26 protein-coding genes and 1 rRNA gene (1 of these 27 only partly in view) are annotated in these 25,604 nt (G+C 48.7%); 19 read left to right on the forward strand and 8 right to left on the reverse strand.

Features of this window, described 5'->3' with window-relative positions; all coding sequences use genetic code 11:
- The first annotated feature begins 202 nt into the window (after nucleotides 1-202).
- Nucleotides 203-1,717 carry a coproporphyrinogen III oxidase gene (locus NYE37_RS06700; protein WP_198050739.1) on the forward strand — a complete coding sequence of 505 codons (1,515 nt, stop codon included), beginning with the start codon at nucleotides 203-205 and terminating at the stop codon, nucleotides 1,715-1,717.
- Between the two features lie 44 nt (nucleotides 1,718-1,761).
- Here NYE37_RS06700 and NYE37_RS06705 read toward each other — a convergent pair whose 3' ends face one another.
- The 8 genes from NYE37_RS06705 to NYE37_RS06740 all read right to left on the reverse strand — a co-directional run bounded on the left by NYE37_RS06705 (nucleotide 1,762) and on the right by NYE37_RS06740 (nucleotide 5,978).
- On the reverse strand, nucleotides 1,762-2,109 hold the full coding sequence (locus NYE37_RS06705; protein ID WP_170151242.1) for a PH domain-containing protein: 348 nt from the start codon (nucleotides 2,107-2,109) through the stop codon (nucleotides 1,762-1,764).
- Nucleotides 2,110-2,231: 122 nt separating this feature from the next.
- Nucleotides 2,232-3,116 (reverse strand): Na+/H+ antiporter NhaC family protein, encoded by an 885-nt coding sequence (locus NYE37_RS06710; RefSeq protein WP_198050738.1) that lies wholly within the window; start codon nucleotides 3,114-3,116, stop codon nucleotides 2,232-2,234.
- A gap of 1 nt (nucleotide 3,117) precedes the next feature.
- Nucleotides 3,118-3,615 carry a hypothetical protein gene (locus NYE37_RS06715; RefSeq protein WP_198050737.1) on the reverse strand — a complete coding sequence of 166 codons (498 nt, stop codon included), beginning with the start codon at nucleotides 3,613-3,615 and terminating at the stop codon, nucleotides 3,118-3,120.
- 210 nt (nucleotides 3,616-3,825) lie between these two features.
- Nucleotides 3,826-4,041 (reverse strand): hypothetical protein, encoded by a 216-nt coding sequence (locus tag NYE37_RS06720; RefSeq protein WP_037997249.1) that lies wholly within the window; start codon nucleotides 4,039-4,041, stop codon nucleotides 3,826-3,828.
- Between the two features lie 365 nt (nucleotides 4,042-4,406).
- A complete protein-coding gene (locus NYE37_RS06725; protein WP_037997244.1) occupies nucleotides 4,407-4,838 on the reverse strand; it encodes a hypothetical protein in 432 nt (143 codons plus the stop codon).
- Between the two features lie 35 nt (nucleotides 4,839-4,873).
- Nucleotides 4,874-5,155 carry a hypothetical protein gene (locus NYE37_RS06730; protein WP_037997241.1) on the reverse strand — a complete coding sequence of 94 codons (282 nt, stop codon included), beginning with the start codon at nucleotides 5,153-5,155 and terminating at the stop codon, nucleotides 4,874-4,876.
- Nucleotides 5,142-5,402, reverse strand: a complete 261-nt coding sequence (locus tag NYE37_RS06735; RefSeq protein ID WP_037997239.1) for a hypothetical protein — start codon at nucleotides 5,400-5,402, stop codon at nucleotides 5,142-5,144. The genes NYE37_RS06730 and NYE37_RS06735 overlap by 14 nt, the downstream gene beginning before the upstream one ends.
- 147 nt (nucleotides 5,403-5,549) lie before the next feature.
- The gene (locus tag NYE37_RS06740) at nucleotides 5,550-5,978 is read right to left on the reverse strand and encodes a hypothetical protein (RefSeq protein ID WP_037997237.1); all 429 of its coding nucleotides are present in this window, start codon (nucleotides 5,976-5,978) and stop codon (nucleotides 5,550-5,552) included.
- 199 nt (nucleotides 5,979-6,177) lie between these two features.
- On the opposite strand from NYE37_RS06740, the gene NYE37_RS06745 reads away from it, so the two are divergent.
- From NYE37_RS06745 to NYE37_RS06830, 18 genes are all read left to right on the forward strand, one after another.
- Nucleotides 6,178-6,312 (forward strand): hypothetical protein, encoded by a 135-nt coding sequence (locus NYE37_RS06745; RefSeq protein WP_255347202.1) that lies wholly within the window; start codon nucleotides 6,178-6,180, stop codon nucleotides 6,310-6,312.
- Nucleotides 6,313-6,569: 257 nt separating this feature from the next.
- A complete protein-coding gene (sucC, locus tag NYE37_RS06750) occupies nucleotides 6,570-7,730 on the forward strand; it encodes an ADP-forming succinate--CoA ligase subunit beta (protein WP_037997232.1) in 1,161 nt (386 codons plus the stop codon).
- 41 nt (nucleotides 7,731-7,771) lie between these two features.
- The gene (sucD, locus tag NYE37_RS06755) at nucleotides 7,772-8,674 is read left to right on the forward strand and encodes a succinate--CoA ligase subunit alpha (RefSeq protein WP_037997229.1); all 903 of its coding nucleotides are present in this window, start codon (nucleotides 7,772-7,774) and stop codon (nucleotides 8,672-8,674) included.
- A 199-nt stretch (nucleotides 8,675-8,873) separates the two neighbouring features.
- On the forward strand, nucleotides 8,874-9,977 hold the full coding sequence (gene dprA / locus NYE37_RS06760; protein ID WP_198050736.1) for a DNA-processing protein DprA: 1,104 nt from the start codon (nucleotides 8,874-8,876) through the stop codon (nucleotides 9,975-9,977).
- 118 nt (nucleotides 9,978-10,095) lie between these two features.
- Entirely contained in the window at nucleotides 10,096-12,171 is a 2,076-nt protein-coding gene (gene topA, locus NYE37_RS06765) for a type I DNA topoisomerase (RefSeq protein ID WP_037997223.1), read from the forward strand.
- Nucleotides 12,172-12,189: 18 nt separating this feature from the next.
- Complete coding sequence (gene trmFO / locus NYE37_RS06770; protein ID WP_037997220.1) at nucleotides 12,190-13,503, forward strand: FADH(2)-oxidizing methylenetetrahydrofolate--tRNA-(uracil(54)-C(5))-methyltransferase TrmFO; 1,314 nt, start codon at nucleotides 12,190-12,192, stop codon at nucleotides 13,501-13,503.
- A 72-nt stretch (nucleotides 13,504-13,575) separates the two neighbouring features.
- The gene (gene hslV, locus NYE37_RS06775) at nucleotides 13,576-14,118 is read left to right on the forward strand and encodes an ATP-dependent protease subunit HslV (protein WP_037997217.1); all 543 of its coding nucleotides are present in this window, start codon (nucleotides 13,576-13,578) and stop codon (nucleotides 14,116-14,118) included.
- Nucleotides 14,118-15,530, forward strand: a complete 1,413-nt coding sequence (hslU, locus tag NYE37_RS06780) for an ATP-dependent protease ATPase subunit HslU (protein WP_049720235.1) — start codon at nucleotides 14,118-14,120, stop codon at nucleotides 15,528-15,530. Before hslV ends, hslU begins: the two co-directional genes overlap by 1 nt.
- 194 nt (nucleotides 15,531-15,724) lie before the next feature.
- Nucleotides 15,725-16,453: a 30S ribosomal protein S2 gene (rpsB, locus tag NYE37_RS06785; RefSeq protein WP_037997210.1), complete on the forward strand. Its 729-nt coding sequence runs from the start codon at nucleotides 15,725-15,727 to the stop codon at nucleotides 16,451-16,453.
- 82 nt (nucleotides 16,454-16,535) lie between these two features.
- The gene (tsf, locus tag NYE37_RS06790) at nucleotides 16,536-17,189 is read left to right on the forward strand and encodes a translation elongation factor Ts (RefSeq protein WP_049720233.1); all 654 of its coding nucleotides are present in this window, start codon (nucleotides 16,536-16,538) and stop codon (nucleotides 17,187-17,189) included.
- 125 nt (nucleotides 17,190-17,314) lie between these two features.
- Nucleotides 17,315-18,040: a UMP kinase gene (gene pyrH, locus NYE37_RS06795; protein WP_037997206.1), complete on the forward strand. Its 726-nt coding sequence runs from the start codon at nucleotides 17,315-17,317 to the stop codon at nucleotides 18,038-18,040.
- A 4-nt stretch (nucleotides 18,041-18,044) separates the two neighbouring features.
- Nucleotides 18,045-18,599 carry a ribosome recycling factor gene (frr, locus tag NYE37_RS06800; protein WP_037997203.1) on the forward strand — a complete coding sequence of 185 codons (555 nt, stop codon included), beginning with the start codon at nucleotides 18,045-18,047 and terminating at the stop codon, nucleotides 18,597-18,599.
- 130 nt (nucleotides 18,600-18,729) lie between these two features.
- Entirely contained in the window at nucleotides 18,730-19,512 is a 783-nt protein-coding gene (locus NYE37_RS06805; RefSeq protein ID WP_037997201.1) for an isoprenyl transferase, read from the forward strand.
- Nucleotides 19,513-19,531: 19 nt separating this feature from the next.
- Nucleotides 19,532-20,329, forward strand: coding sequence for a phosphatidate cytidylyltransferase (locus NYE37_RS06810; protein ID WP_037997197.1), 798 nt, complete (start codon nucleotides 19,532-19,534; stop codon nucleotides 20,327-20,329).
- Nucleotides 20,330-20,349: 20 nt separating this feature from the next.
- Nucleotides 20,350-21,507: a 1-deoxy-D-xylulose-5-phosphate reductoisomerase gene (locus tag NYE37_RS06815; RefSeq protein WP_037997195.1), complete on the forward strand. Its 1,158-nt coding sequence runs from the start codon at nucleotides 20,350-20,352 to the stop codon at nucleotides 21,505-21,507.
- A 41-nt stretch (nucleotides 21,508-21,548) separates the two neighbouring features.
- Entirely contained in the window at nucleotides 21,549-22,814 is a 1,266-nt protein-coding gene (rseP, locus tag NYE37_RS06820; RefSeq protein ID WP_049720232.1) for an RIP metalloprotease RseP, read from the forward strand.
- Nucleotides 22,815-22,941: 127 nt separating this feature from the next.
- The gene (locus tag NYE37_RS06825; protein WP_198050734.1) at nucleotides 22,942-24,660 is read left to right on the forward strand and encodes a proline--tRNA ligase; all 1,719 of its coding nucleotides are present in this window, start codon (nucleotides 22,942-22,944) and stop codon (nucleotides 24,658-24,660) included.
- A 289-nt stretch (nucleotides 24,661-24,949) separates the two neighbouring features.
- A 23S ribosomal RNA gene (locus NYE37_RS06830) occupies nucleotides 24,950-25,604 on the forward strand; it runs 2,281 nt beyond the window's last position.

The raw sequence follows: 25,604 nt of genomic DNA on the forward strand, positions 1-25,604 counted from the left end.
CCGCATTTAAAAATTATTATAAAGGATTTTTTTATGTTTGCGGATGTTTGTTGCAAAATTTACAAATATTTTTTCTCATATTTTCATTTTGTTTTCATAGAGAAAAATTTTGTTTGATTTCTGTCTATGCATTCGCTAGACTGTGTAAAGAAATTGGAAAGAAAAAGGAGGATATGCATCGGAAACCGGATGCAGGATGAACATGAAAACGTTCGTGATTTCAGGTCTCAAACCGGAATTTTTTCGGGATATTGAACTGATTGCTCAATTGTTTTTTGAAAAAGTCCGTGTCATCGACAGGGACGAAGAACAAAACGGTGATTATTTTCTGGCTTTTTCCATCCATGAAGGAAAGCCGGTGGAAGTAAACATCCGGCTCGAAGATTTAAAGAGCCGCCAATGCCATGAATCTTTTCACCAACGCGAAGTGGAAGCGGAAGTGGAAGGAAAGGAATATGTGAAACGGGTCCGGCAAGCGGTGAAATATGTGTTTTTGGAAGTCATGGAAAAAGCGACCGGAATTGATCAGCCTTGGGGGATCCTGACGGGCATCCGTCCGGTCAAATTGTTCCATTCATTTTTGCAACAAGGCTTTTCCGAAGAAGAAGCGGCGCAAAAATTGCAAAAAGATTATTTGCTGCATCCGGAAAAGACGGAGATTCTGGCGGAAATTGCCCGGCGCCAAAAAAGCGTTTTGCCCGATTTATATGATCTGGACCGGGAAGTCAGCATATATATCGGCATCCCGTTTTGTCCGACCAAATGCGCGTATTGCACATTTCCCGCTTATGCCATTCAAGGGAGAAACGGAACCGTCGAAGATTTTTTGGCAGGTCTTCATGAAGAAATCAAAGCGGTTGGCAAGTGGTTGGAAGAAAAACAGTTGAAGGTAACCACCATTTACTTTGGCGGGGGGACGCCGACGTCCATATCCGTCCCGCAAATGGATGGTCTCTTCCGGCTGTTGAAAAAGCACATCCCGCATTATGAAAACGTGCGTGAGTTGAATGTGGAAGCCGGGCGGCCGGACACGTTGGATGAAGCGATGCTGGATCTTTTGAAATCTTGGAACGTGGACCGGATCAGCATTAACCCGCAAAGTTTCAAAGAGGAAACCCTGAAATGGATCGGCCGGCACCATACAGTGAAAGAAACCTTGGACAAATACCGGCTCGCACGGGAGAAAGGATTTACAAACATCAATATGGACTTGATCATCGGGCTCCCGGGAGAAGATATACAAACGTTCCGGGAAACCCTGAAGACCATGGGGGAATTGAAACCGGAATCGGTGACCGTTCACACCCTTTCCTTCAAAAGAGGTTCGGTGATGACGCAAAACAAAGACAAATATCAAGTGGCCGGGCGCGAAGAAACGAGAACCATGGTGAAGTTGGCGCGGGAGTGGGGCAAAGCCTCCGGATATGTTCCGTACTATTTGTACAGGCAAAAAAATATCCTGGGAAACCAGGAAAATGTCGGGTATGCATTGCCCGGGCAGGAAAATATGTACAACATTATCATTATGGAAGAACGGCAAACGATCATCGGATTGGGATGCGGGGCCGTCAGCAAAATCGTTTCTCCGCATACGGGACGGATCACGCGTTTTTCCAATCCCAAAGAACCCAAGGCCTATATTGATTCCTTTGCCCGCTATCTGGATCAAAAGATCCGTCACTTGGATGAAATCTACGGTCAAACCGGTTCCCTTTAATGGCGGAGGCGAAGAGGGTGTCCCGCCCTCTTTGGCCTTCTGAATCATTCGCAGATCAAACAGGAAAGCCAACGATAAACCCCTTGGCAGTCGGTACCCCGTTTAAATTCCAATTCATAGGTTTTCCCTTTGGTCCTGATTTCCAAGACATGTGCGCGGTTCCAGAACCCTTTGACATACAGCCCGATGCTGTCGATGCGTGAATACGGGATGGAAAGAATCCCTTTTTCCCTTCCGAAGAGGGTCCGGTCGATCAAGACGATCCGCCGGGTGGTCAGGACAACCATATCGAGCAGCAACCCGTAAGTATATATGGTTTCTTCACCCTCATACAGCCATTTTTGTATTTGTTCCCAATGCTTTGCGGAATTTTCAACACGGTTTTTTTCCATCTTTCCAGCATCCTCCCCTTCATTCATCATAGCCGGAATTTTTCCATTTCAACCGGTACGACGCCTGATAAAAAAAGATCCACCTTTTTAAGATGGATCGGACTCTTCGGGTTTTCCGCGATTCATTCCTCTTTCCGGTTTAAACCGGCCACTTTGACACCCAGGACGGCCAACAGGATCCCGATGACGGGAACTGTATAATTGAAAATCGCGTAGGGAGCATATTGAAAGGTGTTCACGCCCAAGGTGGAGGTGATGAAAACACCGCAAGTGTTCCATGGCGGATGTGACCGTGCCCCCGTCTTCCAGCGCACGGGACAGGTTTTTGGAATGAAGGTTTCTTTTTTGTAAGCGCTTGCAAACATGCGGCTCGGAAGCAGAATGGAAATATATTGTTCCGCGGCGGTGACATTGGTGACAAAGCTTGAAAGAATGGTGGTTGGAATCAGGCTTTTTGCCGATTTGGCCAATTTCAGGATTTGATTGACAAGGGCTTTTTGCATGCCGGTGGATTCCATGATTCCCCCGAATGTCATGGCCACAATGGTCAGGGAGACGGTGTACATCATGCTCTCGATTCCGCCGCGGTTAAACAATTCATCGACCCATGCCTGTCCGGATTCAATGGTGTAGCCGTCATGCATGGCCCGGATCGCATCGCCGGCCGGATCTCCCTGGACAAAGACCTGGCAGATGAATCCCGACAAAACCCCCACCGCCAAAGCAGGCAACGCCGGAACTTTTTTGGCCACCAGAAAAATGACCAGCATGGGAACCAATAAGAGCCAGGGCGAAATGACAAAATGTTTTTCCAAAGTGGAAATCATGGTCTGGATATTTCCATCCTGGATGTTGTGGGCGCTGAACTGCATTCCTGCAAAAAAATAGAAGGACAGTGCGATGACAAGTCCCGGAATGGTGGTGTAAAACATATGCCGGATATGTTCGAACAAATCGGTTTCCGTCACCCCCGAAGCCAAATTGGTTGTATCGGAAAGTGGGGACATTTTATCGCCGAAATAGGCTCCGGATATGATGGCTCCCGCCACGAAAGGGTGGAATGCCCATGCTGATCCCGATTCCCATGCCGGCGACGCCGATGGTCCCCATCGTGGACCAGGAACTGCCGATCGCAAGGGACACGACACAACAGATCAAACAGATGCTGACCAGAAAGAGGGAAGGGGTCATGATCTTCAGTCCGTAATAAATCAAAGAGGCGATAATTCCCCCGCCGATCCAAGTGGCGATGATCAGTCCGACCAGAATGATAATTAACATGGCGGGTAAAGCCAGGCGGATGCCTTGATACATCCCTCCCTCCATATTCTTCCATGAATGGCCGTGAAAGTGTGCGACCAGACCGGCCGTGATGGTGCCGACGATCAGCGGGATGTGGGGGGGTCCTTCAAACCGGATGATCGTAACGGCCATGGTGACGATCATCACCAGAAGCGGGAATAATGCCCAAAGAAACGGAATATCCTGTTGCTTGGAATGCTTCATAAATTTCCTCCTTTGTTTCGCCTTGGATAAATGTTGATTTTTGGGGAATATCTATTAGTTTATAATAAATTAATTCAGAAATAAAATTTAGTTACGATCATTTAGCCAAGTCTTTTTTTTGTGGAAACGAAAAATATTGCATCAAAATCCACGCGTAAAAAAAAGAGGGCGGTTGCCCTCTCGTGTCGGATGGAAGCGCAGTTGCGCTGGTTATAAGAGGTTGCTGGTGGAGTTGCCGCTTCCACCGCAGATGGTTTGTGCATCTCCCAAGTTAATCGGGATTTGCAGGTTCAAGTTGATGAGACCGGCACTTTGAGCTCCGGTGGTGGCTCCGTTATTCACCCGGGCTTGGCATCCGCCGCGGCGGCGTCTGCGACGGTGTGGCACAACCACTACAACTTTCTTTCTTCTCGTGCAGCAGGACATACCGCGTCACCCCCTTTCACAAGGATTGCCGGACAAAGACGGGTCGGGAGAAGTGGATGTCAAATCAGGAAGGGAAGGGGGAGATGAACTCCCCCGGCATCATTCATCAGAGGAGATTGCTGGTCGAGTTACCTCTGCTGCCGCTGAAGGCCTGAGCATCTCCTAAGTTAATGGGTACTTGCACGTTCAGGTTGAGCAAGCCGGCACTTTGTGCACCGGTCCGGGGAGCGTTGTTGACGGATGCGCGTGCGCTGAAGGACCGGCGGCGTCTGCGGCGGGCTACAACGACCACGACTTTCTTTCTTGCATGGCAATGCATAAGCCTTGCACCTCCTTTCAGGGAAAATGATCACATTGGATTCGGATTACTCTTTCTTTTCAGAATCCGCAGCGGATTGCTTGGAGGAGAATTGTTGTTTGATTTGCTGTTCAATTTGCTTTTTTTGTTCTTCCGTCACCGGAACTTTTTTCGCGATGACATTGACCAGATTGGGAGCCAGGGATTGCATCAGGGATGCGCCGGTTGTCGTTCCTCCGTTTCCGTTGCCGATGAGGATCGACATCAACAGGTTGACGAGTGCCGTGATGAAATCAATGAGGATGCCTGTTGCATTCGCTACGGCTACTCTGGCAGATCCGGTGAGGGCTCCGGGCAAAGTCAGGATATAATTGAGAAAATCAATCGCGGTTTGTTGCGCTTCCACTTGTTGGGATTGCGGGACATTTTCCCGGATGGCTTCGTCCAAAATGGCGCGGATTTGTTCCAACTCTTCGGGGGTAAAGGAGTTTTTACTCATCCTGTTTCACCTCCTTTCAATGGGGTTCACAGAACTTACACGGCATTGGATACCGAGTTTTGGTCACTTTCATTCAACGATGTGGAATCACCTACATTGACGGGGATTTGGACGATGATATTAATCAGACCGCTGATCGCGCCATCGATGGTCGCGGCGTTGTTGACGGAGCTGTCTGCGGAGGAAGGGCGTGTCGGACGTCTTCGTTTTTTGCGGGGGGAAACGTTTTTTAGCAGAAGCAGTCTGCGGCAGTGCCTGCACAAAGTCGGTTTTTTCTTCCTTTTCCGGAGTTTCTTTCGCCGTCTATAACAGGTCATTGTTTGCGCCTCCTCTCGTCCGGGAGGGCGCCGATTTGTTTCGGTGCAAGACATCTTGTTGGATGAGTTGCTTTATCTTGTTTTTGGTCCCTGGTTGGAACACTTCTGCCAAATTGATTAAATTCTGCAGTTTTGGGGGGAGTTTTTCATCATCCAGACTTTTGATCAATAAGTTGTATATTTTCATTCTCATGATTTGTTCCATTTGTCCCGAAAGTTGATCGAGGTGTTTCCGGTTGCCATTCAATGACGACACCTCCTTGTTTTCAACTGGCATTCTTTGAAGTTACTATAGTATATTATTTGCTCGCAAAAAGGTGATTATATATTTTATAAATAGTTTAGTATCTTGGTAGAAAATAAAGCCGCCTTCCATTCGGAAAGCGGCTTTTCATCAGCCGGGGGTTTCCGTGAAATATTCCGGAAATTCCCGCATAAATGTTTGTACGACTTCCGGATATTCGTTTTCGGCGATTTCGAAGATTTCCTCCCCTGAATATTCAAAAAAGAACAGGGATTTGTCGGGATGATCCGGGTCATAATACATGGCCATGGTTCGCTGTTGATGGGTGAAAGTGGCGCCCAAAACCGCCAGGAATGTCCTTCCTTCCACTTCCAGCCGTTGGAAGAAAAGCGGTTCCAACTCTTGCAGAATCAAATCGCTGTAGGTTTCCCCCGGATAACGCAAGACCATTTCGTCTTCTTTTTCTTCTTCAATAATATAGATTTCTCTTTTTCGTTCTTTTTTCCACAACAGCAGCAAATGCTTGATTTCTTGATGGATGAAAACATATTGATAAGGCGTTTGAAAGCGGATGTTCAATGATTTTCTCCCCTGTTTTAAAATCGTACTCTTTTTATATTAAAACACGGACGAGCCTTAAAACAATGGACTGGCTTGAAGAAAAGGCCTGCGGAAATGCGGTTGCTAGAATCCGGCAGGCAACAGTATAATACCAACGTAAGGATTTATGAAAGGGACCATGATTGGGAAAAATGGAATGGGAGAAGGAGGGAAATCCATGAACACGTCCGGCAAGGAAACGCCCCGTAACCAGGAAAATGATTTTATTGACGCCGTGAAAGGTGCATTGGGAGCCGCCGGGGTTTTCTTATTGATCTTTATTATTTTAACTGCGATTGACTTATTGCGGTAAAATTTTTAAAAACGGGAGGGTCTGAGGCGGAATCCTCTCGTTTTTTTGTCGGGAACCGGAAGTGCCCGGTTTGCTCCCGGTTGGCAAAAGCAAAACCGTGAGATATACTTCAGAATGTGGCCAAACATTAAAAAAAGATTTTCTGTCTGACTGGTACCCGGTTATGTAAGGGGATACAGAAGGATGGAATACATAAATCATGAACCAGGGTTTGGCGTGTTTTTTGTGGTTATGACCAAGGATTGGGGGATTGCGGAATGAATGTTCATGAGTATCAAGGAAAGCAAATCCTGAAAAAATATGGCGTTCAGGTTCCGAACGGCTTTGTCGCGTTCACAGCCGATGAAGCGGTGGAAGCTGCGAAAAAGCTGGAAGGAGACCTGTGGGTTGTCAAAGCGCAAATTCATGCCGGGGGCCGCGGAAAAGCCGGTGGCGTGAAATTGGCCAAAAGTTTGGAAGAAGTCCGTCAATATGCGGATGAATTGCTCGGGAAGACGCTGGTGACCCATCAAACCGGTCCGGAAGGAAAAGAAGTCAAACGATTGTTAATTGAAGAAGGACTCCCAATTGAAAAAGAATATTATGTTGGAGTGGTGATTGACCGGTCCACCCAACGTGTCGTCATGATGGCTTCCGAAGAAGGAGGAACCGAGATCGAAGAAGTGGCCGCCAAAACTCCGGAGAAAATCTTTAAGGAAGTGATTGATCCGGCGGTTGGAATGATGCCGTTCCAAGCGCGCCGTTTGGCTTATTCGATCAACATCCCGCAAGAGAAAGTCAATAAAGCGGTAAAATTTATGTTGGGCCTTTATCAGGCGTTTGTCGACAATGATTGTTCCCTGGCGGAAATCAACCCGCTCATTACAACGAAAGACGGACGTGTCATGGCATTGGACGCGAAATTGAATTTTGATTCGAATGCATTGTTCCGCCATCCTGATATTTTAGAAATGCGCGACTTGGATGAAGAAGATCCGAAAGAGGTTGAAGCTTCCAAATACGATCTGAACTATATTGCACTCGATGGAAATATCGGCTGCATGGTGAATGGAGCCGGCTTAGCCATGGCCACCATGGACATCATCAAACATTATAACGGAGAACCTGCCAACTTCCTGGATGTCGGGGGCGGCGCAACCGCGGACAAAGTGCGGGAAGCTTTTAAAATTATTTTGTCGGATGAAAATGTCAAAGGAATCTTTGTCAATATTTTCGGCGGAATCATGAAATGTGACGTGATCGCCAGCGGAGTGGTGGAAGCGGCAAAACAAATCAAACTGGACCGGCCGTTGGTGGTTCGTCTGGAAGGCACCAACGTCGAACTCGGCAAGAAAATCCTGCAGGAATCCGGCCTGGAAATTGTAGCAGCCGATTCTTTGGCGGATGGCGCGCAAAAAATCGTGGAACTGGTGAAGTAAGATTTTGATGACAGATCGCCCGAGAAAGGTGGGAGTTTTAGATGAGTATTTTTGTAAATAAGGATACAAAAGTGATCATCCAGGGAATTACAGGGTCAACCGGATTGTTTCATACCAAACAGGCGATTGAGTACGGGACACAAGTGGTCGGCGGTGTCACCCCGGGGAAAGGGGGACAGGAGATCGAAGGAGTTCCCGTTTTCAACACGGTGCAGGAAGCCGTGGAAGCGACCGGGGCCAATGCTTCTGCGATTTATGTGCCTCCGGCCTTTGCAGCCGATGCCATCATGGAAGCGGTGGATGCCGGATTGGAGTTGGTCGTGTGCATCACCGAAGGCATCCCGGTATTGGACATGGTGAAAGTAAGACGGTACATGGAGGGGAAAAAGACACGCCTGATCGGCCCGAACTGTCCGGGTGTCATCACTCCGGGCGAGTGCAAAATCGGAATTATGCCGGGATACATTCATGTTCCCGGACATGTCGGGATCGTATCGCGGAGCGGAACGCTCACCTATGAAGCCGTCCATCAATTGAGCACACGCGGGATCGGCCAATCGACGGCAGTCGGCATCGGGGGCGATCCGATCAACGGGACAAACTTCATTGATTGTTTGAAAGCTTTTGAAGAAGATCCGGACACCAAAGCGGTGATCATGATCGGGGAAATCGGCGGTACGGCAGAAGAAGAAGCGGCCGAATGGATCAAAGCCCATATGACAAAACCGGTGGTCGGCTTTATCGGCGGACAAACCGCACCTCCCGGAAAACGCATGGGACACGCGGGTGCGATTATCTCCGGAGGAAAAGGAACCGCTGCCGAAAAAATTGCCACGTTGGAACGCTGTGGCGTAAAAGTGGCGGAAACACCGGCTGTCATCGGCGAAACCCTTGTGAAAGTCTTGGAGGAAAAAGGGTTGTTGGACGAAGTGACGGCAAAGTGATGAATGAAGGGAACCTTTTAGGTTCCCTTTTTTTATTGGGAAGGGCCGCGGCAGTGATGGTTTTTGGGGAAATCAGGATCCGGCGGAAGGAGAAATGGCGGGGAAATGGTACTTTGTAATATTGGAAAAAAGACCTGAACGCATCACAGGTGTCGACTTTAAGAAGATATTCATTTTCTTGCAAAAGAGGTGTTGGCCGTTGCATGCTTACTCTTGGCTGATCGCATTGGATCACATTCAGTCGGTGGGATGGCACACCATTCATTCATTGATTCAAGCGGGATGGAAACCGCAAGAGCCCGTGCCGGACGATTTATTGAACCGGTTGACGCGGTCCCAGGTGAGGCAAATAGTGATCAGGAAGGTGAAAAGCGAATTAACTTCCGCGTTGGTTGAAAAAGTGATGCGAAACCTGGGAAAAATGCAGATTCAGACCGTGACGTTTTTTGATCCGGCCTATCCTTCTTTGTTGAAAGAGATTGCCCAACCGCCGTGGGTGTTATATATTCGTGGGGATTCATCTTTGTTGGCGCAAAAATCGCTTGCCGTGGTTGGAACAAGAAAACCGACGCCTTACGGACTCCGGGCAACGCGGGAGCTGGTGACGCCGTTGGCGGAACGTGGGTGGACTATCGTCAGCGGGATGGCCAACGGAATCGACGGAGAGGCACACCGGTCCGCACTGCGGGTGGGAGGCAAAACCATTGCCGTTTTGGGGACGGGGGTGGATGTCATTTATCCCAAAAATCATCGCCGGCTTTATGAGCAGTTGGTGGAGCACGGGGCGGTAATTTCCGAAATGCCTCCCGGCACCCGGCCCCATCCCGGGGTCTTTCCCAGACGGAACCGGATTATCAGCGGCCTTTCGTACGGAACGCTGGTGGTGGAAGCTGCGGAAAAATCGGGGTCTTTGATCACTGCCGGGTTCAGCATGGAGCAAGGAAGGGAAGTTTTTGCGGTTCCGGGGATGATGACTTCCGTCCAAAGCCAGGGAACATTAAAACTGATCCAGGACGGGGCAAAATGCGTGCGCCAGCCGTCAGATATCCTGGAAGAGCTGGAGGGACTCTCTTTGACCGGCACCCTTCCGGACGGTTTGCATAATTTGAGTCCGATTGACTTAAATGATATAGAAGAGCAAATCTACGGACAAATTCCGTTGGATGAACCAATCCACATCAATCAGTTGTTGGAGCGGTTTGATCAACAAAGGGCTCCGGGAGAAATCCATCAGGCACTGGTCACCTTGGAGATGAAGCAGGTGATTGCCTCCCTTCCCGGAGCCCGGTATATCCGCAAGTGATGCAACAAAGCATCTTCAAACCAAGTGTCCGGAAGTTGAACACTTTGGTCACAATTTGGTATTGTATCAAATACGAGTGCAAATAAGAGAAGTGGCAAGAATGAGGGGAGGGCCATAGATGGCCGATTCACTAGTGATTGTTGAATCACCGGCTAAAGCCAAAACCATAAAAAAATATTTGGGAAGCAAATACATCGTGAAAGCTTCCATGGGACATGTGCGGGATTTGCCCAAAAGCCAGATGGGCGTCAATGTGGAAAAACAGTTTGAACCCAAATATATCACCGTCCGCGGAAAAGGGGATATCTTAAAAGAATTGCGTGATGCCAAGAAAAAAGTGGAAAAGGTCTATCTGGCGGCGGACCCGGACCGGGAAGGTGAAGCGATTGCCTGGCATCTGGCACACAGTTTGAATGTTCCGCTGGAGCAAAAATGCCGGGTCGTTTTCAATGAAATCACCAAACAAGCCGTCAAAGAAGCATTCAAGCATCCCCGGGAAATCAACATGGACTTGGTGAATGCCCAACAGGCGAGGCGGATTTTGGATCGGCTGGTGGGTTATAACATCAGCCCGCTGTTGTGGAAGAAGGTGAAAAAAGGCTTGAGTGCCGGACGGGTCCAATCGGTGGCGGTCAAGTTGATCATCGACCGGGAAAATGAAATCCGGGAGTTCAAACCAGAAGAGTACTGGACCGTGACGGCCGTTCTGTTAAGCGGCGAAGAGCCTTTTGAAGCCAAATTTTACGGTTACGGAAAAAAGAAAACGAAGTTGGGTTCCAAAGAAGATGTGGATCAACTGCTTGAAGCAATCAAGGGAAAGCGCTTCGTTGTCGAAGAGGTGAAAACCAGCGAACGCAGACGAAATCCGGCCGGCCCGTTTATCACGAGCACGTTGCAGCAGGAAGCCGCCCGGAAGCTCGGTTTTCGCGCCCAGAAGACGATGGCGGTCGCCCAGCAGTTATATGAAGGGGTGGACATTGGCAAACAAGGAACGGTGGGGCTGATCACCTATATGCGGACGGATTCCACCCGGATTTCGAAAACGGCCCAAAGCGAAGCGCGCGAATACATCACCGAAACATTTGGAGCGGAATACTTGCCGAAAACACCGCACTCGCACAAACAGAAATCGGGCGCGCAAGATGCCCACGAAGCGATTCGTCCGACCTCTGTCTTCCGGGTTCCGTCAGAAATCAAAAGTTATTTGTCCCGGGACCAATACCGGTTGTACAAATTGATTTGGGACCGTTTTGTGTCTTCTCAAATGGCGCCGGCCGTTTTTGATGCGGTTTCGGCAAATATTCGGGTCGGGGAAGCGTTGTTTAAGGCAAGCGGATCCAAAGTCAAGTTCCCGGGATTTATGAAAGTGTATGTGGAAGGCGAGGATCAGAAGAAAAAGGAAGAAGACAAGTTTTTGCCGGAGCTCGCCAAGGGGCAGGTGTTAAAGCGGAAGTCCGTTGAGCCCAAACAACATTTCACCCAACCTCCGCCCCGTTATACCGAAGCCAGCCTCGTCAAAGAGCTGGAAGATAAAGGGATTGGGCGCCCGAGTACTTACGCCCCGATTTTGGATACCATCCAGAAACGGGGATATGTCCTTCTGGAAGATAAACGTTTTGTTCCTTCCGAGCTGGGGGAAATTGTGATTGATTTAATGCAGCAGTTTTTCCCGGAAATCTTAAATGTGGAGTTTACGGCCAATCTGGAAGAAGACCTGGACAAGGTGGAGGAAGGAAAAGCCGATTGGATTGAAATTTTGGACCGGTTTTATCATCCGTTTCAAAAACAGTTGTCCGTGGCGGAAAAAGAGATGGAAGAAGTGGAAATCCAAGACGAAGTGTCCGGGGAAGTCTGTGAAAAGTGTGGCAGCCCGATGGTATACAAGTTCGGCCGCTACGGGAAGTTTTTGGCTTGTTCCGCTTTTCCGGATTGCCGCAATACCAAACCGATTGTCAAATCGACCGGGGTCCCGTGCCCCAAATGCAAAGAAGGGGAAATCGTTGAACGGAAGAGCAAAAAATCCCGACTGTTTTACGGATGCAGCCGATACCCGGAATGCGATTTTGTTTCGTGGGACCGGCCGGTTCCCCGTCCATGCCCGAAGTGCGGGAACCTGATGGTGGAGAAAAAAGCAAAGAAAAAGCAGACCATGATTCGTTGTACCGTTTGTGATTATGAAGAAGAAAAAAATTGACGGAGGGGACGTAAAAAGATGACACAAGTGACTGTTGTGGGAGCGGGGTTGGCAGGAAGCGAAGCCGCTTGGCAAATCGCCGAGCGCGGAATCAAAGTGAAATTGTATGAAATGAGGCCCGTGAAAATGACACCCGCCCATCGCGGGGGGCAATTTGCCGAATTGGTGTGCAGCAACTCGTTGAGAAGCGCATCGTTGACCAATGCGGTGGGCGTGTTAAAAGAAGAAATGCGCCGCCTCCATTCCATTGTGATGAAAGCGGCAGACCGGCATGCGGTTCCGGCCGGCGGAGCGCTTGCCGTGGACCGGGAAAGTTTTTCGGAGGAAATCACCCAAACGCTTTCCCGCCATCCCAACATTGAAATTTATCATGAAGAAATCACCGAATTGCCCGAGGGGCCGACCGTGATCGCCACCGGTCCGCTCACATCCAAGACGCTGTCGGAAAAACTGAAGGCTTTGACCGGCGAGGAATATTTGTACTTTTATGATGCAGCGGCTCCCATTGTCGAAAAAGATTCAATCGATATGGAAAAAGTTTTTGTCCAGTCCCGTTATGATAAAGGGGAAGCCGCTTATATCAACTGTCCCATGACGGAAGAAGAGTTTGACCGTTTTTATGAGGCGTTGATTCAAGCGGAGACAGCGCCCTTGAAGGATTTTGAAAAAGAAATTTTCTTTGAGGGATGCATGCCGGTTGAAGTGCTCGCCAAAAGAGGGAAAAAAACATTGTTGTTCGGTCCCATGAAGCCGGTCGGGTTAACCGATCCGCGGACCGGAAAACAGCCGTTTGCCGTCGTGCAACTGCGGCAGGACAACAGTGCCGGCACCCTTTACAATATTGTCGGCTTCCAAACCCATTTGAAATGGGGGCCGCAAAAAGAAGTCATCCGGATGATTCCCGGTTTGGAAAATGCCGAGATCGTCCGGTACGGGGTGATGCACCGGAACACATTTATCAATTCACCCAAACTTCTTCTTCCCACCTATCAATTCAGGAAAAATGACCAACTGTTCTTTGCCGGCCAAATGACCGGAGTGGAAGGTTATGTGGAGTCGGCGGCGTCCGGTCTCATTGCGGGCATCAATGCCGCCCGTCTGGTAAAGGGGGAAGAACTGACGGTTCCGCCCCGGACGACAGCCATTGGAAGCCTGGCTCATTATATCACCCATACCGATCCGAAACATTTTCAGCCGATGAATGCAAACTTCGGATTATTTGAAGCTTTGCCCAAACGGATCCGCAACAAGAAAGAGCGGGCGGAAAAATACGCTGAACGCGCTTTGGAAAGTATTGAGGAATTTCGCAAACAAGTCCCCGTCTCTTCTTGATGCGGCATTTTCAAACGATCATGCATGATTGACGGGAAATTTCGATTGGCCCGGAAAAAGGGGGAACCAAGATTGGGAGATTTTCATGCAACGACCATCTTTGCCATACAGCATGAAGGAAAAGCGGCCATGGCCGGAGACGGTCAGGTGACTTTTGGCAATCAAATGATCATGAAACACGGCGCGAAAAAAGTGCGCCGCTTGTATCACGGAAAAGTGGTGGCCGGTTTTGCCGGATCCGTCGCGGATGCGATGACGCTGTTTGAGAAGTTTGAAAGGAAGCTGGAAGAATACCATGGGAACCTGGCGAGGGCAGCGGTGGAACTGGCCAAGGAATGGCGTTCCGATAAGGTTTTGCGGAAACTGGAAGCCATGATGATCGTGATGAACGTGGAGAAATTGTTTTTGATCTCCGGTACCGGTGAAGTGATCGAGCCGGATGACGGGATGTTGGCGATCGGTTCGGGAGGAAGCTTTGCATTGTCTGCCGGCAGGGCGTTGAAACGGTATGCGCCCCATCTGTCCGCAAAAGAAATGGCTGAAGCCGCATTAACCATTGCCAGCGAAGTTTGCGTGTTTACCAACAATCAAATTCTGGTTGAGGAGGTCTCATGATGGCGCCCGTGTACAACCCTCGAGAAAAATGGACTCCCCGGCAAATTGTTGCAGAATTGGATAAGTACATCATCGGGCAGAATGAAGCAAAACGCGCCGTTGCGATCGCTCTCCGGAACCGTTACCGCCGCACGCTGTTGCCGGATGAACTGAAAGATGAAGTGGTTCCCAAAAACATTTTGATGATTGGCCCGACAGGGGTGGGAAAAACCGAGATTGCCCGCAGGCTGGCGAAGTTGGTCGGTGCGCCTTTCGTCAAACTGGAAGCCACCAAATTCACCGAAGTGGGTTATGTCGGCCGGGATGTGGAATCCATGGTCCGCGATTTGGTGGAGACCGGGGTTCGCATGGTGAAAAAAGAAAAGTTGGAAAGTGTGAAGGATGAGGCGCGTGCCATGGCCAATGACCGGATTGTCGAAATTCTGGCCCCCGGCAAAAAGGCCGCGCCAACTTTTAAAAATCCGATTGAGTTTCTATTCCAACAAAATCAATCCTCCCCCCCGGCCAGTCAGACGCAACAGGATGAAAGCAAGCTGAAAGAAGACCGGCGGATCCTCAAGGAGAAGTTATTGCGCGGAGAACTGGAAGACCGCGTGATCGAAATCGAAGTGGAAGAGCAGGCTCCGGCCATGTTTGACATGTTTGCCGGAACCGGCGCGGAACAAATGGGAATGAACATGCAGGAGATGCTCGGGCATTTGATGCCGAAGAAAACCAAAAAGCGGAGAGTCACGGTGAAAGAGGCCCGCGAAATATTAACCCAGCAGGAAGGGCAAAAATTAATCGACATGGACCAAGTCACCCAGGAAGCTTTGGAACGGGTGGAGCAATCGGGAATCATCTTTTTGGATGAAATTGATAAAGTGGCCGGGAAGGACGGACATGGCCCGGATGTCTCCCGTGAAGGCGTGCAGCGCGACATTTTGCCGATCGTGGAGGGTTCGACGGTGATGACCAAATACGGGCCGGTGAAAACCGATCACATTTTGTTTATCGCCGCAGGGGCGTTTCATGTGTCCAAACCGTCGGATCTGATTCCCGAACTTCAGGGCCGCTTCCCGATCCGTGTCGAACTGAGCGATTTGACGGCCGATGATTTTGTAAGGATTTTAACCGAGCCCAAAAGCGCGCTGATCAAACAGTACACGGCGTTGTTGGAAACAGAGGGCATCCGGGTGACCTTCACCGATGAAGCCATCCGTGAGATTGCCCGCTTGTCGGCGGAAGTGAACAGCGCGACGGAAAATATCGGAGCCCGCCGTCTCCACACCGTTTTGGAGCGGTTGCTGGAGGAATTGTCCTTTGAGGCGCCTGAAATCGGAGCCGGCGAAATCAAGATCACACCGGAATATGTGAGAGAACGATTGCAAGATATAGTGAAAGACCGTGATTTGAGCCAGTATATATTATAAAGAAGGAAATTCGGCGTTTTTTTCGAATTGACGTGTCACGGGAGTTTTTTTCTTGCGATGGCTTTGATGAATATGGTATATTCATCAATGGTGTAAAACACACGTCAAGGAAAGCAGGCAGTGGTGCCATGTGAAAGTGGTTTCTGCTTGCGATGACTTTGGCGGAGGAATAACCAATAAGGAGGATTTTTTAAATGGCAGTTGTATCAATGAAACAATTATTGGAAGCTGGGGTTCATTTCGGTCATCAAACACGTCGTTGGAACCCGAAAATGAAAAAGTACATTTTCACGGAACGCAACGGCATTTATATCATTGATTTGCAAAAAACCGTGAAAATGATGGAGCAGGCTTACAATTTCGTTCGTGACCTGGCTGCAAATGACGGAAACATTTTGTTTGTTGGAACGAAAAAACAAGCACAAGAAGCTGTAAAAGAAGAAGCCACCCGTTCCAACATGTTTTATGTCAACCACCGTTGGTTGGGAGGAACCCTGACGAACTTCCAAACCATCCGCAAACGCATCGAACGCCTTCATGAATTGGAACGCATGGAAGAAGACGGCACCTTTGATGTATTGCCGAAAAAAGAAGTGGTTCTGCTGAAAAAAGAGCAGGCAAAATTGGAAAAATTCCTCGGCGGGATCAAATACATGAAAAAATTGCCGGATGCCATTTTTGTGATTGATCCGCGCAAAGAACGGATTGCGGTTGCTGAAGCCCGCAAGTTGAACATCCCGATCATTGCCATTGTGGATACCAACTGTGATCCGGATGAAATCGACTATGTCATTCCGGGGAACGACGATGCCATCCGTGCGGTTCGTCTTTTCACCGGAAAAATCGCCGATGCCATTCTGGAAGGAAAACAAGGGGAACAACAGCAACAACAGCAACCGAGCGAAACAACAACGGCTTCCTGACCGGAAAATGAAGAGGGTGGCATGACAGGGCTCATGCCGGCCCCCTCTTTTTATACGCTATACCAAAAAAGGAGGAGCATTCATGGCAATCAGCGCACAACAAGTAAAAGAACTGCGTCAAAAAACAGGCGCGGGAATGATGGATTGTAAAAAAGCTTTAACCGAAACCAACGGAGACATGGAAAAAGCGATCGAATATCTCCGTGAAAAAGGAATCGCCAAAGCGGCCAAAAAATCAGACCGCATCGCAGCGGAAGGGGTTGTTGAATCCTACATACATGCCGGAGGCCGGATCGGTGTTCTGGTGGAAGTGAACTGTGAAACCGATTTCGTTGCGAAAAACGAAGACTTTAAAAACTTTGTCCGGGATATCGCCATGCAAATTGCCGCAATGAATCCGCAATATGTACGCAGCGAAGAAATTCCGGAAAGCGTTGTGGAAAAAGAACGGGAAATTTTAAAACAACAAGCGCTTCAAGAAGGCAAACCGGAACACATTGTTGACAAAATGGTGGAAGGACGTTTGCAAAAACATTTCAAAGACATTTGCCTTTTGGATCAACCTTTTGTCAAAGACCCGGATAAAACCATCGATCAACTGGTAAAAGAAATGATCGCCAAGATCGGTGAAAACATCAATATCCGTCGTTTTGTGCGTTACGAAATGGGCGAAGGTCTCGAAAAACGTGAAGATAACTTTGCGGAAGAGGTTATGTCCCAAGTCAAGAAAGGTTGACAAATTACATGGGAACACGAACTTGGTGTTCCCATTTTTTTAGAAGTTCTTTGAACAAACTGGACAAGTTGTATGATTTGAAGGAAAATTCATCTATATTGATTTTGTACGAACGGAGGAAAACGATGAGTACTCCCAAATATAAGCGAGTTATCTTAAAATTAAGTGGTGAAGCCTTGGCCGGAGAGCGGGGTTATGGAATTGATGCTAACGTGATCCAATCGCTGGCCAAACAAATCAAAGAAGTGGTCGAACTCGGTGTGGAAGTGGCTGTGGTTGTGGGAGGCGGCAATATTTGGCGCGGCATTCAGGGATCATCCCGCGGAATTGACCGGGCCACTGCCGATTACATGGGAATGCTCGCCACGGTGATGAACTCGTTGGCATTGCAAGATGCGTTGGAAAGCATCGATGTGCCGACCCGTGTGCAAACCGCCATTGAAATGCGACAAGTCGCCGAGCCGTATATCCGCCGGCGCGCCATTCGCCACTTGGAAAAAGGCCGGGTTGTGATCTTTGCCGGCGGAAACGGCAATCCGTTTTTCTCGACGGATACGACCTCGGCGCTCAGAGCGGCTGAGATCGAAGCAGAAGTCATTTTGATGGCCAAAAACAATGTGGATGGCGTTTACACTGCAGATCCCAAGAAAGAGCCGACCGCCAAAAAATATGATACGCTGACTTATCTGGAAATCTTGAACAAAGGCTTGAAAGTAATGGATTCCACAGCTTCGTCCTTGTGTATGGATAACGACATTCCGCTCATTGTTTTTAATATCTCCGAAGAAGGAAACATTCGGCGTGTGCTTTTGGGAGAGCAAATCGGAACATTGGTAAAAGGGAGTGTGTAAGCATATGGATGAAGTAAAAAAGCAAGCTCAGGAGAAGATGGAAAAGGCACTGCAAGTCTTAAAAAAAGATTTGGTTTCAATTCGTGCCGGACGGGCCAATCCTTCATTGTTGGATAAAGTGGTCGTGGAATATTACGGTTCGGAAATGCCCGTGAACCAAGTCGCCAATATTTCCACTCCGGATCCCCGCACCTTGCTGATCCAACCGTGGGACAAATCGGTATTGCCGGAAATTGAACGCGGGATTTTAAAATCCGAGCTTGGGTTGAACCCCAACAATGACGGTTCCGTGATCCGCATCACCATCCCGGCTTTGACAGAAGAACGGCGCAACGAATTGGTCAAACTGGTCCGTAAAACAGGCGAAGATGCCAAAGTGGCGATTCGCAACATCCGTCGTGATGCCAACGACACATTGAAAAAAATGGAGAAAAACGGGGAGATTCCGGAAGACACCCTGCGCCGTGGCCAAGATGAAGTCCAAAAACTGACGGATCAATATATTAAAAAAGTGGATGATGTGGTTGCGGACAAAGAGAAAGAAATTCTGGAAATCTGAGGAATGATCTCATCGGGTGAAAACCCCTTCTTCACAGAGGGGGTTTTCTGGCTAAATCAGGAAATTGTTGGAGGAAAAAGGTTGATTCGTACCTAAGATATTTTGAGACCTATTTGCGGAGGAATGTTCTATGATCAAATCCATGAAGCGTTTGATGGGATCCAAGGGGAATGAAACTTCATCCGCCGAAGATTTGTTAGAAAAGATCAAAAAAGCGCCCATGCCCAAGCATGTGGCGATTATCACCGACGGAAACGGACGCTGGGCCAAAAAAAGGGGAATGCCGCGCACGGCCGGTCATGCCGCGGGAATGAAACGGATCCGCGAAATTATCCGGGCCGCCGATGATCTGGGGGTTGAAGTATTAACCTTTTACTCCTTCTCAACGGAAAACTGGAAAAGACCCAAAGACGAAGTGGAGTATCTGATGAAGCTGCCCATGGAGTTTTTGAAAACCGATTTGCAAGAGTTGATGAAGCGAAACGTCAAGGTCCGGATTTTGGGCGGGATCAGCAAGACACCGGATTATACGCAAAAAGCGTTGATGGAGTTTGAGGAAAAAACCAAAGACAATACCGGGTTGATATTGAATTTTGCCATTAACTACGGGGCAAGAAGCGAGATCATAGAGGCTGTTCACCGGATTATAGAAGACATTGAAAATGGTCATATTGATAAAGGAGAAGTCAATGAAGAATTGATGAGCGAGTATCTGTTGACCAAAGGATTGCCGGATCCCGATCTGGTTATCCGGACAAGTGGTGAAATCCGGGTGAGCAACTTCTTGTTATGGCAGCTTGCATACAGTGAGTTGTGGTTTACGGATGTGTTGTGGCCTGATTTCTCGTCGGAATGTTTTTACCAGGCGATCGAAGATTTCCAGCATCGTTCAAGACGCTTCGGGGCGGTGTAAATAGACAGGGGAAATAGCGATGAAACAGAGAATTATTACAGGTACATTGGGCGCTGTGATTTTTCTGGGATTGATGAGCCAAGCCTGGTTATATACAATTTGCTTGCTTGTTTTAGGAATTGTGGCCTTTATTGAATATGCAAAAATGAAAAATATTTCGCCTCGCACCCCGCAAATTTTTATCGGGGTTGCTGTGATCTTGATGGTTTTTTTGAGTGTGCTTGCCAATCAACCCAACTTCTCCGGATTCGCTTTTTTGCAAGGAATCACACCGGTCATCCTGGGGCTGATTCTGTATTTTTTGTGGATGGTCTTCAGCCGGAACCAATTTGATCTGTTTCAAATGGCTTATTTGTTTGTGGGTGCCATATACATAGGATATGGATTTTCCTATATGATGGTGACGATTTGGCAAGAGAACGGTTTGGCTTGGTCCTTGTTGATCATTTTGGCCACTTGGGCAAATGATACCGGCGCTTATTTTATCGGCAAGCGATGGGGAAAGCAGAAGCTGATGCCGGAAATCAGCCCGAATAAAACCATTGAAGGATCTCTTGGCGGAATTTTGTGCGGAACTCTTTTGAGCATCATCATCTTTTTCATTTTTCCCGATCTGGGCAATCTGTTGTTTGCCGTGGCCATTGGCGTATTGATCACCATCGTCGGTCAAATCGGGGATCTCATCGAATCGGCATGGAAAAGAAGCACGGGTGTCAAAGACTCGGGTTCACTTTTGCCGGGGCATGGCGGATTTTTGGATCGTTTTGACAGTTTGCTGTTCACGTTTATCATTTTACACTTTGTTCAACTTCTGTGATGACTGAAAGGGGCTATGGAATGTTAGAAAAGGTGGCTATTCTCGGTTCCACTGGGTCCATTGGAACAAGCACACTGGCGGTAATCAGAGAGCACCCTGAACAATTTGAAGTGGTCGCTTTGGCGGCCGGGAACAATGCAAATTTGATGATACAACAAGTGAAGGAATTTCAGCCCCGGTTGGTGTCCATGGCCACCCGGGAAGCGGCTGAAGCCGTGAAGCGGGAAGTGGGGGACGAGGTTCGTGTCATGTGGGGAGACGAAGGCTTGAAGGAGGTTGCAGCAAGTCCGGACTCCACCTATCTTGTCTCCGCTTTGGTCGGAAGCAAAGGCTTGGTCCCGACCCTGGAAGCCATTCGGGCAGGAAAAAAGATTGGATTGGCGAATAAAGAGACCCTGGTCACAGCCGGCCATATTGTGACAGCGGAAGCCAAAAAACATCAAGTGCCGTTGTTGCCGATCGACAGCGAGCATTCTGCACTTTTTCAATGTCTTCATGGTGAGCGGATGGATGATGTGGAAAGGGTGATCATCACAGCGTCCGGGGGGGCGTTTCGTGATTGGAGCCGGGAAGAATTGGTTGATGCAACTGTGGAACAAGCGTTAAATCATCCGAACTGGGCAATGGGAAACAAGATCACCATTGACAGTGCCACGATGATGAACAAAGGATTTGAAGTGATTGAAGCGCACTGGTTATTTGATTTTCCTTATGAGAAAATAGATGTAGTCCTTCATCCGCAGAGTGTCATCCATTCGATGGTTGAATTTAAAGACGGTGCAGTGATGGCTCAATTGGGCACCCCGGACATGAGGGTTCCGATTCAATATGCTTTGTCTTACCCCAAACGGATGCAACTGACGACAAAACGCTTGGATTTTGTTCAATTATCCCGGCTCGATTTCAAAGAAATGGATTTCAAACGGTATCCTTGTTTGAAAATGGCTTATGATGCCGGGAAAACCGGGGGAACGGTGCCTGCTGTGTTAAATGCAGCGAATGAAGTGGCGGTGCAAACCTTTTTACAAGGAAAATGTACTTTTTTGGCCATTGAAGAGATTATCGAGCGGACGCTGGATGCACATCAGGCGGTCAGCAATCCGTCGTTGGAAGAAATTGAAGAAGCAGACAGATGGGCCCGCCAATTTGCACAAGACGGTCTTGTTCCGTTGGCTTAGATTTAAGGCGTGTGATCAACCAGGGTGGTGATGAATAGTCCATGCAAACCATAGTGATATTTGTGTTGGTCCTGAGTTTACTTGTCTTTGTACATGAACTGGGACATTTTATCTTTGCAAAACGTGCAGGGATTCTAGTGCGGGAATTTGCCATCGGTTTCGGGCCGAAACTTTTTGCAACCAAACGAGGGGAAACGCTTTATTCCATCCGGATTTTGCCCTTGGGCGGTTATGTCCGCATGGCTGGTGAAGATGCGGAGATGGTTGAAATCAAAACGGGGACGATGGTTTATGCGACCCAAACTCCGGAGGGGAAACTGAACCATTTGTACCTGTATGATCCGCAAGGGTTGGAAACAGAGTCTCTGATTGTCGGAAGGCTTGTGAAAGCGGATTTGGAAAGACAGCTGTATGTGGTGCTGGAAGATTCCGATGAAAATGAAGCAAAATATTTCCTGGATCCGCAAGCCAATATTCATTACAGTGAAAAAACGGAACTGCAAATTGCGCCGTATGACCGCCAGTTTGGCTCCAAAACTGCCGGACAAAAGGCGATGACCATTTTTGCCGGCCCGCTGTTTAATATTGCGTTGACCATTATTCTGTTTGCCATCTACACATTTGTAACCGGAATCGAAGATCGGTTGCCGGTTGATCAGGCCATTCCGGATTCACCGGCAGCCAAGGCCGGGATCCGGGAAAATGATTTGATTGTGGCCATTAACGGCAAAAAAGTGAATACCATGGATTCGTTGCGGTATGAGTTGTTGGAATCCAAAGGGGAAACGGTGACCATTACGGTGGACAGAAACGGACAAAAACTGGATTTTCCGGTGACACCGCAAAAAAGCGGGGAAGTCTACCAAATCGGGGTTTATTTTAATGTCAATGAGATGAAAAGAGACGCCACCCTTTGGGAAGCAGCCATTGACGGGTTCAGGCAGACGTATGATTGGTCTGTCATGATCATGGACGGATTCGGGAAGTTGGTGACCGGACAGCTGGGTCTGAAAAGTTTGGGCGGGCCTGTCCAGATGGGTTCCATCACCGGTGAGGCGGCTAAGGCCGGATATGAATCACTCATCCGTTGGACCGCTCTTTTGAGCCTGAATCTGGGGATTTTTAATCTGTTGCCGATCCCGGCTTTGGATGGAAGCCGTCTGGTTTTCATCGGGATCGAGGCGGTTCGCGGCCGTCCGATCAGTCCGAACAAGGAAAGTCTGGTTCACTTTATTGGGTTCGCTTTACTGATGATGTTGATGCTCGTGGTGACTTTTAATGACATAAAAAAAGTGTTCTTCACTTGATAAAGCGGAAACCCGGCTCTGATCGATGGGCCGGTTTTCCTTTTTTGTGGCGGATGGATCTTTTTTATTTCAATGGTTTTATGTATGATAAAAAACAATGGCATTTTTTGAAAAGAGAGGGATGAATATGCGGCAAAACAATATGATGGCTCCGACACTTCGGACGGTCGGGGAAGCAGAAATGATCAGTCACCAGCTGTTGCTGCGCGGAGGATTCATCCGGCAATTAGCTGCGGGGATATATACTTTCCTGCCTTTGGGATACCGGGTTTTACATAAGGTGGAACAAATTGTGCGCGAAGAGATGGATCGCATTGGAGGTCAAGAGTTGTTGTTGCCGACACTGCATCCGGCTGAATTATGGCAGGAGTCCGGCCGTTGGGACACTTACGGGCCCGACTTGTTTACGATGCAAGACCGGCATGACCGGCCTTTTGCGATCGGACCCACCCATGAGGAAGTGATCACCGATTTGTTGCGTGGAGAAATCAATTCCTATAAAAAACTCCCGATGATTTTATACCAGATCCAAAACAAATTTCGGGATGAAAAACGCCCGCGTTCCGGCTTGTTGAGAGGGCGGGAGTTTATTATGAAAGATGCCTATTCGTTTCATTCGGATCAGGACTCGCTGAATGATACCTATGAAAAGATGTATCAGGCATACAAAAACATTTTCACCCGCATCGGTTTGGAATTTCGGGCGGTGGAAGCCGACTCCGGTGCCATCGGCGGCAAAGGCACCCATGAGTTTATGGCTTTGGCGGACGCAGGGGAAGATACAGTGGTCATCTGTGAATCCTGTGATTACTCTGCCAATGTGGAAATGGCCGAAGTGGCCGGGGAAGAAAACACTACCGATGTTGCTTCCGTGGAAGAAATGGAAAAAGTGCACACTCCGCAAAAGCGCACCATTGAAGAGGTTGCAACATATTTGGATGTGCCGGTTTCAAAGCTTGCCAAAAGCCTTGTCTTTTTGGTGGACGGGGAACCTGTGCTCGTTTTGGTGCGGGGAGATCATGAAGTGAATGATGTCAAGGTGAAAAATCTGTTGAATGCCACGGTTTGTGAGTTGGCCGATGATCAAACCGTACAGGAAATCGCAGGGGCTCCTGCCGGGTTCGTTGGACCGGTGGGCTTGAAGAAAAAAGTGAAAGTGTTGGCGGATCAGGCTGTGATGAATCAGAGTGAACTGATTGTCGGAGCCAATGAAGCCGATCATCATTTCATTCATGTTCAACCTGTGCGAGATTTTGAAGTGGATGTGACCGGCGATTTGAGAAATATCCAGGAAGGCGACAGATGCCCCCGTTGCGGTGGTGCGATTTCTCTGCGCCGCGGGATAGAAGTGGGGCATGTGTTCAAGTTGGGAACCCGCTACAGCGTGGCAATGAAGGCCGGATTTTTGGATGAAAACGGCAAAGAACAGCCGTTTATTATGGGATGTTACGGCATCGGCATCTCCCGCGCGGTTGCATCCGTTGTGGAGCAGAATCATGATGAACAGGGAATCATTTGGCCCGCTTCCATTGCCCCTTATACGGTTCACCTGATTACGGTGAATATGAAAAATGAAGTACAGGCCAAAACCGCGGAGAAGTTGTACCAAGAATTATTGGAAGCCGGATATGAAGTATTGTTTGATGACCGTAAAGAACGGGCGGGTGTCAAATTTAAAGACGCGGATTTGTTCGGAATTCCGGTTCGGATTACCGTCGGAGCCAAAGCCGGGGATGGTCTGGTGGAGATGAAACTTCGCCGCTCGGGAGATGCGCAGGATGTAGCCGTTGAAAATGTGATCCGCGATTTACCGGAGTGGATCAAACGGGCGGACAATCCATCGTAATTCCTCCAAGGATTTTACAACCCTTCTTTTCTGCATGAGAAGAAGGGTTTTTTGTTTGTTTATTGTTGGAATAAATGGTTTTATAAAAAAGGGTTGCATTTTGTTTGTGGCCGTGATATATTATTTCTTGTCGCCGCGAGGCGGTTGACAAAAAGAAAAAACGACGCACCTTGAAAATGAGATATGGAAGAAGCAAGACGAGGTTGAAGAGGATCGTTTGACGAGAATCTTCACACGTCGCTTGTCAAGTTGCAATCACCGGGAGAAGTAATCTCCAAGAGAGCCAGTAGGGTAAGCTACTAAGGGCACACGGTGGATGCCTTGGCGCCAGGAGCCGATGAAGGACGGGACGAACACCGATATGCCCCGGGGAGCTGTAAGTGAGCGTTGATCCGGGGATGTCCGAATGGGGGAACCCGCCAGCTTGAAGAGCTGGCACCGCCATCTGAATCCATAGGATGGACGGGGGCATACCAGGGGAACTGAAACATCTTAGTACCCTGAGGAAGAGAAAGCAAACGCGATTCCCTGAGTAGCGGCGAGCGAAACGGGAACAGCCCAAACCGGCTGGCTTTGCCAACCGGGGTTGTAGGACGTCTCACACGGAGTTACAAAGGTGACGGATAGATGAAGTGGTTCTGGAAAGGCCCGCCAAAGAAGGTAACAGCCCTGTAATCGAAATCGGTCACCCTCCGAGACGGATCCTGAGTACCGCGGGACACGTGAAACCCCGTGGGAAGCAGGGAGGACCACCTCCCAAGGCTAAATACTCCCTGGCGACCGATAGTGAACCAGTACCGTGAGGGAAAGGTGAAAAGCACCCCGGGAGGGGAGTGAAAGAGAACCTGAAACCGTGTGCTTACAATCAGTCGGAGTCCTTTTAAAGGGATGACGGCGTGCCTTTTGTAGAATGAACCGGCGAGTGACGGTTACGTGCGAGGTTA

Source organism: Thermoactinomyces sp. FSL K6-2592, from assembly GCF_038006465.1.
GTDB lineage: Bacteria > Bacillota > Bacilli > Thermoactinomycetales > Thermoactinomycetaceae > Thermoactinomyces > Thermoactinomyces vulgaris.